The sequence below is a fragment of the Pseudomonas sp. ATCC 13867 genome (genome assembly GCF_000349845.1).
Classification (GTDB): Bacteria; Pseudomonadota; Gammaproteobacteria; order Pseudomonadales; family Pseudomonadaceae; genus Pseudomonas.
Genome location: NC_020829.1, coordinates 5525431 through 5541755, shown reverse-complemented (window position 1 = coordinate 5541755; position 16325 = coordinate 5525431). Strand labels below are relative to the sequence as shown.

The following is a 16325-nucleotide window of genomic DNA, read 5'->3' as shown; positions in this document are numbered from 1 at the left end:
TGTGAACCTTTTGCAGCACATTGCCCAGTCGCGTCATCTGCTCCGAAAGTCGGAGCTCAAGGTTGCCGATCACGTGATGCAGGATCCTGCATCGGTCATGCACAGCTCCATGGCGGACCTCGCCCACGGCGTCGGCGTCAGCGAGCCGACCATCGTGCGCTTCTGCCGCGCCATTGGCTGTAGCGGCTTCCAGGATCTCAAGCTCAAGTTGGCGCAGAGCCTGGCCGCCGGTGCCAGCTTCGGCCAGTTCTCGATCAACGAGAGCGACTCGGTGGCGGACTTCAGCCTGAAGATCTTCGACACCACCCTGCACTCGCTGATGGAAGTGCGCGAGCACCTCGACACTCATGCCCTGGAGCGCGCCATCGCGGCCATCGCCCATGCCCAGCGCGTCGAGTTCTACGGCTTTGGCGCGTCCGGCGCGGTGGCGGCGGATGCCCAGCACAAGTTCTTCCGCCTGCTGCTCTCGGCGGCGGCCTATTCCGACCCGCACATGCAGGCCATGTCGGCGGTGACCCTGAAGCCCTCGGACGTGGCGATCTGCATCTCCCAGTCCGGCCGCTCCAAGGACCTGCTGGTGACCGCCAATCTCGTCCGCGAGGCCGGCGCCACGCTGATCACCCTGTGCCCCAGCCAGACCCCGCTGGCGGACCTGGCCACGGTGAACCTGGCGGTGGACGTGCACGAAGACACCGACATCTACACCCCGCTGACCTCGCGGATCGCCCACCTGGTGGTGATCGACGTGCTGGCGATGGGCGTGGCGATGGCCCGTGGCCCGGACCTGGTCAATCACCTGAAGAGCGTGAAGCGCAGCTTGCGCAGCCTGCGTCTGTCGCCGAAAGTGGTGAAGAGCCACGAGGAACGTCCGGAAGAGGCGTCCTAAGCGCTTTTCCCTAGGTTTTTCCGTAGGAGCGAGCTTGCTCGCGAGCGTCGATCGGGACCTCCCACGGTGGGTGGTTCGCGAGCAAGCTCGCTCCTACGAAGATCAAAGGCTCCTCGCCGATCCGACAATCGGCACGACTCCGACCACTCGTCGGCGTCGCCGGCGCTTTACCGTCGCGTCGTCAAACGGTCATCCGTCGTCAGCATGCTGGCGTCTCCAGCCCTTCGGCCTTGGGAGATGCGAGATGCCCCGCCATATCGACGACACCCAGCTCCAAGTGGACAGCAAGACCCGTCGCAAGCTCGAAGACCAGCGACGCATGCAGTTCCGACGCGCCATCGAGGACCGTGCGGAGGCGCAACGCCTCGCCCTGGAAACCTCCGATTACCCCGATCTGATCGCCGTCGCCTACCTCACTTCGGCGAAGGCGGGCCGGCGAAGCGTTCGGCCAGCTGGCTGATCAGCGCCCGCTCTTCGCGGATGAAGGCGACGAACGCCTGGGCCACCGGACTCAGGCGCTTGCCGCGGGCGTGCACCAGACACCAGCTGCGGTAGAGCGGCAGCTCTTCCACCGGCAATTCGTGCAGCAGCCCGGATTGCAGTTCGCGGCTCACCGCGTGGCGCGGCAGCAGCGCCAGGCCCAGGCCCGCCAGCACCCCTTCGCGTGAACCCTCCAGCGAGGCGAATTCCAGCGTCTGCGGGAAGTGCGCGCGCTTCTGCTGGAAGTGTTCCTCGCAGGCCTTGCGCGTGCCCGAGCCCGGTTCGCGGATCAGTAGCGGGTAGGGTTCCAGGTCCTTCAGCGAGAGCTTCGCGGCGTTGCACAGCGGATGGTCCGGCGGTGCCACGGCCACAATGGGGTTGTTCAGGAAGGGCAGGAATTCCAGCGCCATGTCCTGCGGCACCAGGGACATGATCACCAGGTCGTCGCGGTTGTCCGACAGGCGCTTGATCACCTGGGCGCGGTTGACCACCGTGAGGTTCAGGCTGACGTCCGGGTGCTGCGCCTGGAAGGCGGCGAACAGATGCGGGGTGATGTACTTGGCGCTGGACTCCACCGCCAGGCGCAGCTGGCCCTGCAGCGAGCCCTTGAGGTCGGAGAGGTTCATGTCCAGCACTTCCAGGCGCTGGAAGATGTCGTTGGTGGCGCGCAGCAGGGCGTCGGCGGCATCGGTCTGGTAGAGCTTCTTGCCGATGTACTCGAACAGCGGCTGGCCGACCAGTTCTTCCAACTGGCGAATCTGCAGGCTGACCGCCGGCTGGGTCAGGGCCATTTCCTCCGCCGCCCGGCTGTAGGAACGGCTTTCGCACACCGCCCGGAAAACCTGCAGTTGGCGAAGGGTCATACGCATCAACGACTTACGCATCGATCGCGGTCTCGTGGCGGCTTTATTTTGGCAACTATAAATCATTCTTTATGGCTACCCCAATAATTATTGATTTTGGTTAATCCTCCCTCCCGCGCTAGGGTAAAAACATGCCGGAACCCGCTCCGGCCCACATATCCAGCTGCCAGTGCCGGAGCTGCCGATTGGTTTTTACGCCGGGGTCCACAAGGCCCTGGCCGAGGGAAAGCCGTAGTGATCAAGAAAATCCTGATCGCCAACCGTGGGGAAATCGCTGTCCGGATCGTGCGCGCCTGTGCCGAGATGGGCATCCGTTCGGTGGCTGTCTATGCCGACGCCGACCGCCACGCCCTGCACGTCAAGCGTGCCGACGAAGCGCACAGCATCGGTACCGATCCGCTGTCCGGTTACCTCAACCCGCGCGCCCTGGTGAACCTGGCGGTGGAGACCGGCTGCGATGCCCTGCATCCGGGCTACGGCTTCCTCTCCGAGAACGCGGAACTGGCGGAAATCTGCGTCGAGCGCGGGATCAAGTTCATCGGCCCGTCGGCGGAAGTGATCCGCCGCATGGGCGACAAGACCGAAGCGCGCCGCAGCATGATCGCCGCCGGCGTGCCCTGCACCCCCGGCACCGAAGGCAATGTCGCCGATCTGGCCGAAGCCGTCTCCGAAGCCGAGCGCATCGGCTACCCGGTGATGCTCAAGGCCACCTCCGGCGGTGGCGGTCGCGGCATTCGTCGCTGCAACTCGCGCGCCGAGCTGGAGCAGAACTTCCCCCGCGTGATCTCCGAGGCCACCAAGGCTTTCGGCAGCGCGGAAGTCTTCCTCGAGAAGTGCATCGTCAATCCCAAGCACATCGAAGCCCAGGTGCTGGCCGACTCCTTCGGCAACACCGTGCACCTGTTCGAGCGCGACTGCTCGATCCAGCGCCGCAACCAGAAGCTCATCGAGATCGCCCCCAGCCCGCAGCTCACCCCCGAGCAGCGCGCCTACATCGGCGACCTCTCCGTACGCGCGGCCAAGGCCGTGGGCTACGAGAACGCCGGCACCGTGGAGTTCCTGCTCGCCGATGGCGAGGTGTACTTCATGGAGATGAACACCCGTGTGCAGGTGGAGCACACCATCACCGAGGAAATCACCGGCATCGACATCGTCCGCGAGCAGATCCGCGTGGCCTCCGGCCTGCCGCTCTCGGTCAAGCAGGAAGACATTATCCACCGTGGTTTCGCCCTGCAGTTCCGCATCAACGCCGAAGACCCGAAGAACAACTTCCTGCCGTCCTTCGGCAAGATCACTCGCTACTACGCGCCCGGCGGCCCCGGCGTGCGCACCGACACGGCGATCTACACCGGCTACACCATCCCGCCGTACTACGACTCGATGTGCCTGAAGCTGGTGGTCTGGGCACTGACCTGGGAAGAGGCGCTGGACCGTGGCCTGCGTGCGCTGGACGACATGCGCGTGCAGGGCGTGAAGACCACCGCGGCCTACTACCAGGAAATCCTCAAGAACCCGGAATTCCGTAGCGGCCAGTTCAACACCAGCTTCGTCGAGAGCCATCCGGAACTGACCGAATACTCCATCAAGCGCACCCCGTCGCACCTGGCCATCGCCATCGCCACCGCCATTGCCGCCCACGCTGGCCTGTGAGGATCACTTCAATGACCGTTGCCAAGAAAGTCACCGTCACCGATACCATCCTGCGCGACGCCCACCAGTCGCTGCTGGCGACCCGGATGCGCACCGAAGACATGCTTCCCATCTGCGACAAGCTCGACCGGGTCGGCTACTGGTCGCTGGAAGTCTGGGGCGGCGCCACCTTCGACGCCTGCGTGCGCTTCCTCAAGGAAGACCCGTGGGAGCGCCTGCGCAAGCTCAAGGCCGCGCTGCCCAACACCCGCCTGCAGATGCTCCTGCGCGGGCAGAACCTGCTCGGCTACCGCCACTACAGCGATGACGTGGTGCGTGCCTTCGTCGCCAAGGCGGCGGTCAACGGCATCGACGTGTTCCGCATCTTCGACGCGATGAACGACGTGCGTAACCTGCGCGTCTCCATCGAGGCGGTGAAGGCCGCCGGCAAGCACGCCCAGGGCACTATCTGCTACACCACCAGCCCGGTGCACACCATCGAGGCCTTCGTCGCCCAGGGGCGCGCCATGGCGGACATGGGCGTGGACTCCATCGCCATCAAGGACATGGCCGGTCTGCTGACCCCCTATGCCACCGGCGAGCTGGTCAAGGCGCTGAAGGATGCGCTGCCGCTGGACGTGGTCGTGCACTCCCATGACACCGCCGGCGTGGCCAGCATGTGCCAGCTGAAAGCCGTGGAGAACGGCGCCGACCGCATCGACACCGCCATCTCCAGCATGGCCTGGGGCACCAGCCACCCGGGCACCGAGTCGATGGTCGCGGCCCTGCGCGACACTCCGTTCGACACCGGGCTTGACCTGGAACTGATCCAGGAAATCGGCATGTACTTCCACGCCGTGCGCAAGAAGTACCACCAGTTCGAGAGCGAGTTCACCGGCGTGGATACCCGCGTGCAGGTCAACCAGGTTCCGGGCGGGATGATTTCCAACCTGGCCAACCAGCTCAAGGAACAGGGCGCGCTGAACCGCATGTCGGAAGTGCTGGCTGAGATTCCGCGAGTTCGCGAAGACCTCGGCTTCCCGCCCCTGGTCACCCCGACCTCGCAGATCGTCGGTACCCAGGCGTTCTTCAACGTGCTGGCCGGCGAACGCTACAAGACCATCACCAACGAGGTGAAGCTCTACCTGCAGGGCCGCTACGGCAAGGCGCCGGGTACCATCGACGAAGCACTGCGCCGCCAGGCCATCGGCAACGAGGAAGTGATCGACGTGCGCCCGGCCGACCTGCTCAAGCCGGAGCTGAACAAGCTGCGCGAAGAGATCGGCAGCCTGGCCAAGTCCGAAGAGGACGTGCTGACCTTCGCCATGTTCCCGGACATCGGCCGCAAGTTCCTCGAAGAGCGCGCCGCCGGCACCCTGAAACCCGAAGAACTGCTGCCCATCCCCAACGGCAAGGGCGTCGCCGCCGCCGGCGGTGAAGGCGTGCCGACCGAGTTCGTGGTCGACGTGCACGGCGAGAGCTACCGCGTGGACATCACCGGCGTCGGCGTGAAGACCGACGGCAAGCGCCACTTCTACCTGTCGGTGGATGGCATGCCGGAAGAGGTGGTGTTCGAACCGCTCAACGAGTTCATCGGCGGCGGCGGCAACAAGCGCAAGCAGGCCAGCGAGCCGGGCCATGTCAGCACCACCATGCCGGGCAACATCGTCGATGTGCTGGTCAAGGAAGGCGACAGCGTCAAGGCCGGCCAGGCCGTGCTGATCACCGAAGCGATGAAGATGGAAACCGAGGTGCAGGCGGGCATCGCCGGCACCGTGAAGGCCATCCACGTAGCCAAGGGCGACCGGGTCAACCCCGGTGAGATCCTGGTTGAAATTGAAGGCTGACCAAGGACAGACGGGTCTTTAAGGTTCAGTCCCCAGGGGAGCACGATGCTCCCCTTTTTTTGTCCGCACGATTTGTACGTTTGCTTGATCTGAGTCGGAAACTTCCTTCAGAAAGCCTCTATGTTCCATGCTGGGAAGACTGAGCATGGGTGCACGATGGGGAGAGTCGTTCTGCTGTGGGTGCTGTTGTGCGCGACCGCGCAGGCATCGGAGATGATGGACCGGCTCAACGCCCTGGAGAAAGACCCCGCCGCGCGGGAACAGTCTTATGCCGCGGCGCAGGAGCGCATCCTGCTGTGCAGCAAGTGCCACGGCGAAGACGGTAACAGCAAGCGCGACTACATCCCCAACCTCGCCGGACAGAACCCGCAATACCTGTTCGACGCCTTCGAAAAGTACGTGACCGGCCAGCGCACCGACTTCGTGATGAACCAGGCCGCGAAGTTGTTGACGCTCGATGAGCGGGTGAACATCGCCTTCTATTTCAGCCAGCAGCAGGTCCACCCCAGACCCGCCACCGACCCGCTGGACGCGGCGCTGGTGGAACAGGGCGCGCAGCGCTTCGGTACTGTCTGCGCCGCCTGCCACGGTGCCGCCGCCCTGGGCCACGACGGCATTCCGCGCATCGCCGGCCAGCCCGGGCAATACCTGAATCACGCCCTGCAGCGCTACCGGGACAAGGACCCCAGCCGGGCGGGTTCACCCATGCTCGGCGTGGCGGCGACACTCAGTGATGCGGACATCGCCGCTCTGACGGCCTATCTCAGCCAGTTGCAGCCCTGAGGAGCCCGGGCGAGTGATCGCCTGCGCAAGATACCCGGATGCAGAACCGGCGCCGCCGCTATGGCTGACCGAAGCCGGCCAGCTTTGTCGCGCGTTGACGGGGCGGAAATGGTGGAGGTTCCGAGGGTGATCGGGAGTTTTCCGAAGCGCTCTCACAGGCAAGGAAATGACCCACTACTCTCCTGTGGCCGACAGACAGGAGTTAAACCTTATATACTCTGCGGTCTTTCAACCGTTTCAATGTGAGAATCGCCGTGAGCACCTTGCCTGCCTGCCCGAAATGCAACTCCGAATACACCTATGAAGACGGCACCCTGCTGATCTGCCCGGAGTGCGCCCACGAGTGGTCCGCCGACGGCGCGGCCGAGGCCGAGGGCGATGCCCGCGTGATCAAGGACTCGGTCGGCAACCTGCTGCAGGACGGCGATACCGTGACCGTGATCAAGGACCTGAAGGTCAAGGGTTCGTCCCTGGTGGTGAAGGTCGGCACCAAGGTGAAGAACATCCGCCTGGTGGACGGCGACCACGACATCGACTGCAAGATCGACGGCATCGGCGCGATGAAGCTGAAGTCGGAGTTCGTGAAGAAGGTCTGAGCCTTCTCGCAGCCTATGAAAAAGCCCGGCCAAGTGCCGGGCTTTTTCATAGGGCTCTTCGTAGCAGCAAGCTCGCTACAAAAGAAGGCTTGGGGTTTATTCCTTGTAGTAGACGATCTGGTTGCTGGTCGCCAGCAGTTGGCCCGACTCGCTCCACAGTTCCGCCGTCTGGTCGAAGAAACCGTTGCGGAAGGCCTGGCCACGGGCGTCGCCGAGCAGGTAGCCGGTGCCGGCTTCGCTCAGTTGGGCGGTGTCGGTATGGAAATAGGTGGTGATCGACACGGTGCCCGCCGGCACCGGGGTAGCACGGCGTAGCCAGACGCGCGGGTAGAAGATGTCGCTCATCGCCGCCAGGGACAGGAAGTCCAGCGGGCGGGCCTCGGCGTCGCGCAGCCAGAACTGGCTGCGGCTGTGCTCGCCGCCGCCGTCCCAGCGGGTCGGAATGCCGCCGCTGATGGCGCGCAGTTCGTACTGTTGCACCCAGGCCACGCCCTTGCCGAGGTTGGTCATCCGCGCCAGTTCGGCGGCCGGGGCTGCCTGCGGCATGTGCAGGTCGGAGTGGCTCCAGGTTTCGCGGCGCAGGGCGGTGACCAGGGTGGCGGTGGTGGTGACCTGCTGCTCGCCGTTTTCGTCGACCTGGGTCAGCTGCAGCAGCCAGTGCTGGGTGGAACGGTTGGTGCGGACCGGCGTGGCCTGGACCTGGAAGGCCCCGGCCACCACGGCGCTGGCGTAGTTGACCGTCAGCGAGAGAGGGCTGCCGAGCAGTTGCGGATGGCGCAGCGCGCCCTGCAGGAGGACGGCCGCGGTGATGCCGCCGAACGGGCCCACCATGTTCCAGTAGTCCTGGCTGGTGTGGCCATCGTAGAGGCCGGGCTGGCCGTCCACGGGTTGCAGGGCGACGGCGCGGTCGAATGGGTGCAGGGCGGTATCGGTCATGACTCTCTCGGCGCTTTTTGTTCTGGGAAGAGGGTCTTGTAGGGGAAAGCGCCGAGGCGGGTCAAGCGAACCGATGGGTCAGGGCGTGACCTCGAAGCGGAGCGTACCGATGACCTGGCCGGCTTCGGTGAGGACCTGCACCTGCCAGCGTCCGGTGGGGTCGCTGGGGAAGTTCTGCTTGTGCGTCCAGGCGCGGTAGCCGGCTTCGCGGCCGCCCTTGATGTCCAGGGCGATGCGGTCGACTTCCTTACCTTCGTGGCGCCAGGCGTGGTAGATGCGCTCGTCGAGCCCGCGCGGCGCGTTGATCGCGGTGTAGGCGTAGAGGCCCTGGCTCTTGATCTGCGCGAGGCTCACGGTTTCCAGGCTGTCGCCGGGGGTGCGCTGGGCGTTGTCGAAGCTCTCGGTCACCGCCATCTCGGTCATCCACAGGGTCGAGGGCGGCACCCAGGCGCGGGCGAACCAGCCCACCGCGCCGATGGACAGCGTCAGGCCTACCAGGGCGAACCAGCGCCACCATTTGTGGATCTTCACCGTCACCGCCAGGCTCGGGAAGGACAGCAGCACGGCGATGCCCAGGGCCAGCCGGTAACTTTCCGGCGTGCTCAGGTGGAGGATGATCGGCAGCGCGGTGAGCAGCACCGCGAACAGCGTCAGGGTGTGGTAGCCGAGGAAGGTCCAGCGCCGCACCGACAGCCACTTGTAGTAGAGCGGATCGGTGATCGCCATCAACCCGGCCACGGCCAGCGCGCCGGTGAACAGGGCCTGGCCGCTGTTCCAGGTGGTGGTGACGAAGAAGAACGGCAGGCAGAAGAACAGGCTTTCCTGGTGGATCAGCTGGGTCGCGTAGCGCAGCAGCCCCGGCGGCACCTCCCAGCCGAAGCGACGCTTGAAGCGGTCGGTGAGCAGGTTTTCCAGCATCAGCCAGACCCAGCTCACCAGCATGACGATGGCCATCACCCGGGCGAAGCCGGCGCGGTGGCGGTCCACCATGATGAAGCTGAACACCCCGGAACAGAAGCCGAACAGGGCGACGATGTGCGGGTAGCGCTGCAGCAGGCCGAGGACGAGGGTGATCAGGCGCTGCGCGCGCTCTTTCCAGATGAGCATGGGGCGGTGAGGAGAAGAAAAGCTGAAAAGGGGGGCAGGATTGTAACCCCCTGGGGACGATTGGGGGCAGCGGGGGATGACGGGAGGGATTTTCCTGCGCCTGCGATTGCACCGGTGGCTGCATTGTGGCCAGACGGCTCTTCGTAGGAGCGAGCTTGCTCGCGAATCGCACGGCACGGTACCGGGCCGGAAAATCGCGGGCATGGTCCGCTCCTGTGGGGGACGTTTGGACGGCTTTTGCGGGAGCGAGGGGCGCCCAGTCCTTGCTTGCGAACAGCCCTGCAGTTGGGCGGGTTCGCGAGCAAGCTCGCTCCTACGAAAAAGCAAAAAGCAGCCTCAGTGCTTCCCGCTCAACTCTTCCCGCGCGTAATCGACGAACAGCTGCGCCGGCTTGGTCAGCTGGGCGCGCTTGAGCCAGGCGGCGACCAGGCCGGAGGTGCTGACCTCTTCGGCGACATCCACGGTCACCACCTTCTTGCCGTCGTAGGTGCATTCGGAATGCGGGCGGGTCACCAGCAGCGAGAAACCGAAGCCCTGGCCGACCATGCCGCGTACCATCTCGATCGACGGCGAGCTGAAGGCGATGTGCGGGTTCAGCCCCAGTTCCTCGAAGATGCGCACGAAATAGGTACGGCTGGGCTGCACGTCGAGCAGGATCATCGGCTCCAGCGCCAGGTCGCGCAGGGACACCTTGTCCTGCTTGGCGAAGCGGTGGTCCTCCGGCAGCAGCGCGTAGGGACGCTGGGCCGGCATCAGCGGGTCGGTGACGATGGTGGCGTCCAGGTCGTGCTCGTAGAGCAGCGCCAGGTCGAAGCGACCGCCGGTGAGGCCCTGCACCAGCTCCTGCTGTTCGCCGTCGCTGATGCGGATTTCCACGCCCGGATAGCGCTCGCGAAAGCCCGCGATCAGGCGCGGCAGGTAGAGTGGGGCGACGGTCTCGAAGCAGCCGATGTCGATCTGCCCGGCCACCACGTCGTTGTCGGCCAGGGCGTTCTGCTCGAACTCGTGGGCCATGCGCAGCAATTCCTGTGCCTTGCGGTAGAAGCGCGCGCCACTGGGGGTCAGGGAAACGCCCTGGGCATGGTGGCGGATGAACAGCTGTACGCCGAAGCTCTCCTCCAGGCCCTTGATCGCCGTGGAGATGGAGGGCTGTGCGATGTACAGCTTGCGCGAGGCCTCGGCCACGCTGCCGCATTCCACGGTGGTCACGAAATACTTCAATTGCCGCAAGGTATAGGAAGCCACTGCACGCCTCGTTGATGCTTTTTTATACAAGATACCGTGTTGCGCCGGCCCGCGGGGGCCGCCCGTGGCGAAGATTTTCCTCGCCGCCGACCACATTTTTCATGGCCTTGGCCGCCTGCTGCGTCCCGCCGAGCCCGGAGCGCCACATGTCGGTGCGGCGCGAACCGAAGCGGTGCAGGCTGCCCAGCTTTTTCATATACCCCGAAGACAAATTTAATAATTTTCCTTGGCGGGGGGTTGGGCGACCATCGATTGCACATCCAGAACAACAAAGTCGCCGCATGATGCGACTGAAGCAGGAGTGCCTTGGTGTACGAGCTCAATGACTGGCAGCAGCGCGCTGCCCGGCAGACCTTCATCGACAGCGCGCTGATCGGTGGCCGCCGCGTGGCCGCCCGTGACGGCGCTACCTTCGCTTCCATCGACCCGGCGACCAACCGTCTGCTGGCGAATGTCGCCGCCTGCGGCGAGGCCGAAGTCGACGCCGCCGTGCGCGCCGCCCGCCAGGCCTTCGAGACCGGTCCCTGGGCGCGCATGGCGCCGCGTGAGCGCAAGGCCGTGCTGCAGAAGCTCGCCGAGCTGATGATGGCCAACCGCGACGAACTGGCCCTGCTCGACACCCTGAACATGGGCAAGCCGGTGATGGACGCCTGGAACATCGACGTGCCCGGCGCCGCCGGCGTGTTCTCCTGGTACGCCGAAAGCCTCGACAAGCTCTACGACCAGGTCGCCCCGACCGCGCAGGATGCCCTGGCCACCATCACCCGCGCGCCGCTGGGCGTGATCGGCGCCGTGGTGCCGTGGAACTTCCCCCTCGACATGGCCGCCTGGAAGCTGGCGCCCGCGCTGGCCGCCGGCAACTCCGTGGTGCTCAAGCCCGCCGAGCAGTCGCCGTTCTCCGCCCTGCGCCTGGCCGAGCTGGCGCTGGAAGCCGGCATCCCCGAAGGCGTGCTGAACGTCGTGCCGGGCCTGGGCGAGACCGCCGGCAAGGCCCTGGGCCTGCATCCGGACGTGGACGCCCTGGTGTTCACCGGTTCGACCCAGGTCGGCAAGTACTTCATGCAGTATTCCGCCCAGTCCAACCTCAAGCAGGTCTGGCTGGAGTGCGGCGGCAAGAGCCCGAACCTGGTGTTCGCCGACTGCCGCGACCTCGATCTGGCCGCCGAGAAGGCCGCCTTCGGCATCTTCTTCAACCAGGGCGAAGTCTGCTCGGCCAACTCGCGCCTACTGGTGGAGCGCTCGATCCACGACGAGTTCGTCGAGCGCCTGATCGCCAAGGCCCGCGACTGGGCGCCGGGCGACCCGCTGGACCCGGCCAGCCGCGCCGGCGCCATCGTCGATGGCAAGCAGACCGCCGGCATCCTGCGCTGCATCGACCAGGCCGCCAGCGACGGTGCGACGCTCGCCTGCGGCGGCCGTCAGCTGAGCTTCAACGGTTCGGACAATTTCATCGAGCCGACCCTCTTCACCGGTGTGCGTCCGGAGCAGAGCCTGGCCCGCGACGAAGTGTTCGGCCCGGTGCTGGCGGTGATCCCGTTCGACAGCGAAGACGACGCCGTGCGCATGGCCAACGACAGCATCTACGGCCTGGCCGCCTCCCTGTGGAGCGACGACCTGCACCGCGCCCACCGGGTGGCGCGCCGCCTGAACGCCGGCACTGTGTCGGTGAACACCGTGGACGCCCTGGACCCGGCCATTCCGTTCGGCGGCGGCAAGCAGTCCGGCTTCGGCCGCGACCTGTCGCTGCATTCGTTCGACAAGTACACGCAGCTCAAGACCACCTGGTTCCAACTGCGCTGACTTCCATCCGGACCCGATAAACACAATAAGAGAGTCTGCGAATGAGTGTGAACGCACAACAACCCGCTTTGCGCCGCGTGCTCGGCCTGGGCCCGTTGCTGGCCGTGGCCATCGGCCTGGTGGTGTCCCAGGGTGTGATGGTGCTGATGCTGCAGGGGGCCGGCAGCGCCGGCCTCGGCTTCATCGTGCCGCTGGGCCTGGCCTACCTGCTGGCCCTGAGCTATGCCTTCTCCTTCTCCGAACTGGCGCTGATGATCCCGCGCGCCGGCGGCCTGAGCAGCTACACCGAAGTGGCTATCGGGCATTTCCCGGCGATCCTGGCGACCTTCTCCGGCTACGTGGTGGTGGCGATGTTCGCGCTGTCCGCCGAACTGCTGCTGCTCGACATGATCATCGGCAAGGTCTACCCCGGCAGCGTGCCGCCGATGCTCATCGCCTACGGCGTGCTGGGCCTGTTCACCGTGCTCAACCTGCTGGGCATCGACATCTTCGCGCGCCTGCAGAGCGCATTGGCGCTGGTGATGATGATCGTCCTGCTGGCGCTGGGCCTGGGTTCGGTCGGCAGCGAGCAGGCGTCCGCCGAACTGGCCCTGGCCAGTGGCTGGAACCCGCTGGGCGTCGGCGTGCTGGCGCTGACCGCGATGGCCGTGTGGGGCTTCGTCGGCGCCGAGTTCGTGTGCCCGCTGGTAGAGGAAACCAAGCGTCCGGAGCGCAACATCCCGCGTTCGATGATCCTCGGCCTGACCATTATCTTCCTGACCATCGCCCTGTACTGCCTGGGCGCGCTGATGCTGATCCCCGGCGAGGAACTGGCCGGCAGCCTGCTGCCGCACTTCCTGTTCGCCAACCGCGCCTTCGGCGAGTATGGCCAGCTGTTCCTGGTGATCGCCGCCATCACCGCCACCTGCAGCACCCTGAACTCGTCGCTGGCGGCCATCCCGCGCATGCTCTACGGCATGGCGCAGAACGGCCAGGCCTTCCCGCAGTTCCAGTGGCTCAGCCGCGAGGCGCGCACGCCGTGGGTGGCCGTGCTGTTCGTCGCCGCCATCACCGGGCTGCCGATCGTCCTGCTGGGCGACAACCCGGACGCCATCAACATCCTGCTGCTGGCCGCCGCGCTGTCCTGGCTGCTGGCCTACATCATCGCCCACGTCGACGTACTCGCCCTGCGTCGCCGCTACCCGCAGCTGGCCCGGCCGTTCCGCACGCCGTTCTACCCGCTGCCCCAGTTGTTCGGCATCGCCGGCATGCTCTATGCCGTGGTGCACGTGTCCCCGACCCCGGAAATGACCGGCCGCATCTTCGCCAGCGCAGGCGTGGTGCTGGGCGTGGTCTCGCTGGTCGCGGTCGTGTGGATCAAGCTGGTGATGCGCAAACCGCTTTTCGTACCCGAACCGCTCGAGACGGCCGGTGAGACTGCCCAGGGTAAGTCCGTCGCCCTCGATCCCCTGCAATCCCCGACGGCCTGACGTACGCCTCGGGAACTTGGAGAATGTCGATGACCGACCAGACCAGACCGCAACGTGAAACCCGCGATTACCAGAAAGCGGATGCGGCTCACCACATCCACGCCTTCCTCGACCAGAAGGCGCTGAACGCCGAAGGCCCGCGCGTGATGGTGCGCGGCGAAGGCCTGCACCTGTGGGACAACGACGGCAACCGCTACCTGGACGGCATGTCCGGCCTGTGGTGCACCAACCTGGGCTACGGCCGCAAGGACCTGACCGCCGCCGCCACCGCCCAGCTGGACGAACTGCCGTACTACAACATGTTCTTCCACACCACCCACCCGGCGGTGATCGAGCTTTCCGAGACCCTCTTCAGCCTGCTGCCCGAGCACTACAGCCACGCGATCTACACCAACTCCGGCTCCGAGGCCAACGAGGTGCTGATCCGTACCGTGCGCCGCTTCTGGCAGATCGAAGGCAAGCCGCAGAAGAAGATCATGATCGGCCGCTGGAACGGCTACCACGGCTCCACCCTGGCGGCCACCGCGCTGGGCGGCATGAAGTTCATGCACGAGATGGGCGGCCTGATCCCGGACATCGCGCACATCGACGAGCCCTACTGGTTCGCCGCCGGCGGCGACCTGACCCCGGCCGAATTCGGCCGCCGCTGCGCGCTGCAGCTGGAAGAGAAGATCCTCGAGCTGGGCGCCGACAACGTCGCCGGCTTCATCGCCGAACCCTTCCAGGGCGCCGGCGGCATGATCTTCCCGCCGGAAAGCTACTGGCCGGAAATCCAGCGCATCTGCCGTCAGTACGACGTGCTGCTGTGCGCGGACGAAGTGATCGGCGGCTTCGGCCGTACCGGCGAATGGTTCGCCCACCAGCACTTCGGCTTCCAGCCCGACACCCTGTCCATCGCCAAGGGCCTGACCAGCGGCTACATCCCGATGGGCGGCCTGGTACTGAGCAAGCGCATCGCCCAGACCCTGGTGGAAGAGGGCGGCGTGTTCGCCCACGGCCTGACCTACTCCGGCCACCCGGTGGCGGCGGCGGTGGCCGTGGCCAACCTGCGCGCGCTGCGTGACGAGGGTTGGGTCAATGCGGTGAAGAACGACACCGGTCCGTACCTGCAGCAGTGCCTGCGCGAAGTCTTCGGCAACCACCCGCTGGTGGGCGACATCCAGGGCACCGGCTTCGTCGCCGCGCTGCAGTTCGTCCAGGACAAGGCCACCCGCAAGCGTTACGACAACGAGAACGACCTGGCCTGGCGCTGCCGCACCATCGGCTTCGAGGAGGGCGTGATCATTCGCTCCACCCTCGGCCGCATGATCATGGCCCCGGCGCTGGTCGCCGGCCGTACGGAGATCGACGAACTGGTCGAGAAGACCCGCCGCGCGGTCGACCGCACGGCCGAGGAAATCGGCGTGCTGTAACGGCACCCGCTTCCGCTCTTTTGTAGGAGCGAGCTTGCTCGCGAACCCGCCCCGCTGCGGAGTCTGTTCGCGAGCAAGCTCGCTCCTACGAAGAACAAAAGCTCTACAACAACGCCGCGAGCGCGAAGACGCCCGCGCGATGGAACCCTTTTGCCCGGCATTTGCCGGGGGTACTGCCCAGCAACACAACAACGCCAATCCGGCTGTGGGAGTCGTTCCATGAAATCGTCCTTGCTCGTGCGTGTGTCCCTCACCTGTGCTCTCGCCGCCGCTGTCGGCGGCGTTCAGGCCCAGTCCCAAAGCATCACTGTCATCTCCTTTGGCGGCGCCACCAAGGCGGCCCAGGAGCAGGCCTATTTCAAACCCTTCGAAGCCAGCGGCGCCGGGAAGATCGTCGCCGGCGAGTACAACGGCGAAATGGCCAAGGTCAAGGCTATGGTGGACGTCGGCAAGGTCACATGGGATGTGGTGGAAGTGGAAAGCCCCGAGTTGCTGCGCGGCTGCGACGAGGGCCTGTTCGAGCGCATCGACCCGGCGGCCATCGGCGATCCGAAGAACTTCGTTCCCGGCACCCTGAGCGAATGCGGCGTGGCCACCTACGTCTGGTCGATGGTCATGGCCTACAACGGCGCCAAGGTCGCCAAGGCGCCGCAGTCCTGGGCCGACTTCTGGAACACTACCGAATACCCGGGCAAGCGCGGCCTGCGCAAGGGCGCCAAGTACACCCTGGAGATCGCCCTGCTGGCCGACGGCGTGAAGCAGGCGGACCTGTACGAGGTGCTCGGCACCAAGGCCGGCGTCGACCGCGCCTTCGCCAAGCTCGACCAGCTCAAGCCGAGTATCCAGTGGTGGGAAGCCGGCGCGCAGCCGCCGCAATGGCTGGCCGCCGGCGATGTGGTGATGAGCGCCGCCTACAACGGCCGCATCGCCGCCGCGCAGAAGGAAGGCGTGAAGCTGGGCATCGTCTGGCCGGGCAGCCTCTACGACCCGGAATACTGGGCCGTGGTGAAAGGCACGCCGAACAAGGCGCTGGCCGAGAAGTTCATCGCCTTCGCCAGCCAGCCGCAGACCCAGAAGACCTTCTCCGAGAACATCCCCTACGGCCCGGTGCACAAGGGCACCCTCGACCTGCTGCCGGCGGATGTACGCGACGCGCTGCCCACCGCACCGACCAACCTGGAAGGCGCCCGCGCCGTCGATGCCGCCTTCTGGGTGGATCACGGCGAAGAGCTGGAACAGCGCTTCAACGCCTGGGCCGCACGCTGATCCTTC

General features: G+C 65.8%; 14 protein-coding genes. 10 read left to right on the top strand and 4 right to left on the bottom strand.

The window, feature by feature from the left end; genetic code table 11:
- Nucleotide 1: 1 nt before the first annotated feature.
- Both hexR and H681_RS24790 read left to right on the top strand, forming a co-directional pair.
- Entirely contained in the window at nt 2-886 is an 885-nt protein-coding gene (hexR, locus tag H681_RS24795) for a transcriptional regulator HexR (protein ID WP_041712277.1), read from the top strand.
- 244 nt (nt 887-1130) lie between these two features.
- Nucleotides 1131-1346, top strand: coding sequence for a PA3496 family putative envelope integrity protein (locus H681_RS24790; RefSeq protein ID WP_015479648.1), 216 nt, complete (start codon nt 1131-1133; stop codon nt 1344-1346).
- Here the strand turns inward: H681_RS24790 and H681_RS24785 are convergent.
- A complete protein-coding gene (locus tag H681_RS24785; RefSeq protein ID WP_086009636.1) occupies nt 1300-2235 on the bottom strand; it encodes a LysR family transcriptional regulator in 936 nt (311 codons plus the stop codon). The genes H681_RS24790 and H681_RS24785 overlap by 47 nt on opposite strands.
- A 228-nt stretch (nt 2236-2463) precedes the next feature.
- Here H681_RS24785 and H681_RS24780 point away from each other — a divergent pair, with 228 nt between their 5' ends.
- From H681_RS24780 to H681_RS24765, 4 genes are all read left to right on the top strand, one after another.
- Complete coding sequence (locus H681_RS24780) at nt 2464-3879, top strand: acetyl-CoA carboxylase biotin carboxylase subunit (RefSeq protein ID WP_015479646.1); 1416 nt, start codon at nt 2464-2466, stop codon at nt 3877-3879.
- Nucleotides 3880-3890: 11 nt separating this feature from the next.
- On the top strand, nt 3891-5705 hold the full coding sequence (oadA, locus tag H681_RS24775) for a sodium-extruding oxaloacetate decarboxylase subunit alpha (RefSeq protein WP_015479645.1): 1815 nt from the start codon (nt 3891-3893) through the stop codon (nt 5703-5705).
- Between the two features lie 156 nt (nt 5706-5861).
- Nucleotides 5862-6488 (top strand): c-type cytochrome, encoded by a 627-nt coding sequence (locus H681_RS24770; protein ID WP_041712275.1) that lies wholly within the window; start codon nt 5862-5864, stop codon nt 6486-6488.
- A 254-nt stretch (nt 6489-6742) separates the two neighbouring features.
- Nucleotides 6743-7084, top strand: coding sequence for a zinc ribbon domain-containing protein YjdM (locus tag H681_RS24765; RefSeq protein ID WP_015479643.1), 342 nt, complete (start codon nt 6743-6745; stop codon nt 7082-7084).
- A 96-nt stretch (nt 7085-7180) separates the two neighbouring features.
- Here the strand turns inward: H681_RS24765 and H681_RS24760 are convergent, their stop codons facing one another.
- From H681_RS24760 to H681_RS24750, 3 genes are all read right to left on the bottom strand, one after another.
- Entirely contained in the window at nt 7181-8020 is an 840-nt protein-coding gene (locus tag H681_RS24760) for an acyl-CoA thioesterase (RefSeq protein WP_015479642.1), read from the bottom strand.
- 78 nt (nt 8021-8098) lie between these two features.
- Nucleotides 8099-9127, bottom strand: a complete 1029-nt coding sequence (locus H681_RS24755) for a DUF5924 family protein (protein ID WP_015479641.1) — start codon at nt 9125-9127, stop codon at nt 8099-8101.
- Nucleotides 9128-9463: 336 nt separating this feature from the next.
- Complete coding sequence (locus H681_RS24750) at nt 9464-10372, bottom strand: LysR substrate-binding domain-containing protein (protein WP_015479640.1); 909 nt, start codon at nt 10370-10372, stop codon at nt 9464-9466.
- 309 nt (nt 10373-10681) lie between these two features.
- On the opposite strand from H681_RS24750, the gene H681_RS24745 reads away from it, so the two are divergent.
- The 4 genes from H681_RS24745 to H681_RS24730 all read left to right on the top strand — a co-directional run bounded on the left by H681_RS24745 (nt 10682) and on the right by H681_RS24730 (nt 16319).
- Nucleotides 10682-12172, top strand: coding sequence for an aldehyde dehydrogenase (locus H681_RS24745; protein WP_015479639.1), 1491 nt, complete (start codon nt 10682-10684; stop codon nt 12170-12172).
- Nucleotides 12173-12213: 41 nt separating this feature from the next.
- Nucleotides 12214-13641, top strand: a complete 1428-nt coding sequence (locus H681_RS24740) for an APC family permease (RefSeq protein WP_015479638.1) — start codon at nt 12214-12216, stop codon at nt 13639-13641.
- 29 nt (nt 13642-13670) lie between these two features.
- Entirely contained in the window at nt 13671-15053 is a 1383-nt protein-coding gene (locus H681_RS24735) for an aspartate aminotransferase family protein (protein ID WP_015479637.1), read from the top strand.
- Nucleotides 15054-15272: 219 nt separating this feature from the next.
- A complete protein-coding gene (locus tag H681_RS24730; protein ID WP_041712273.1) occupies nt 15273-16319 on the top strand; it encodes an ABC transporter substrate-binding protein in 1047 nt (348 codons plus the stop codon).
- Nucleotides 16320-16325: the final 6 nt, after the last annotated feature.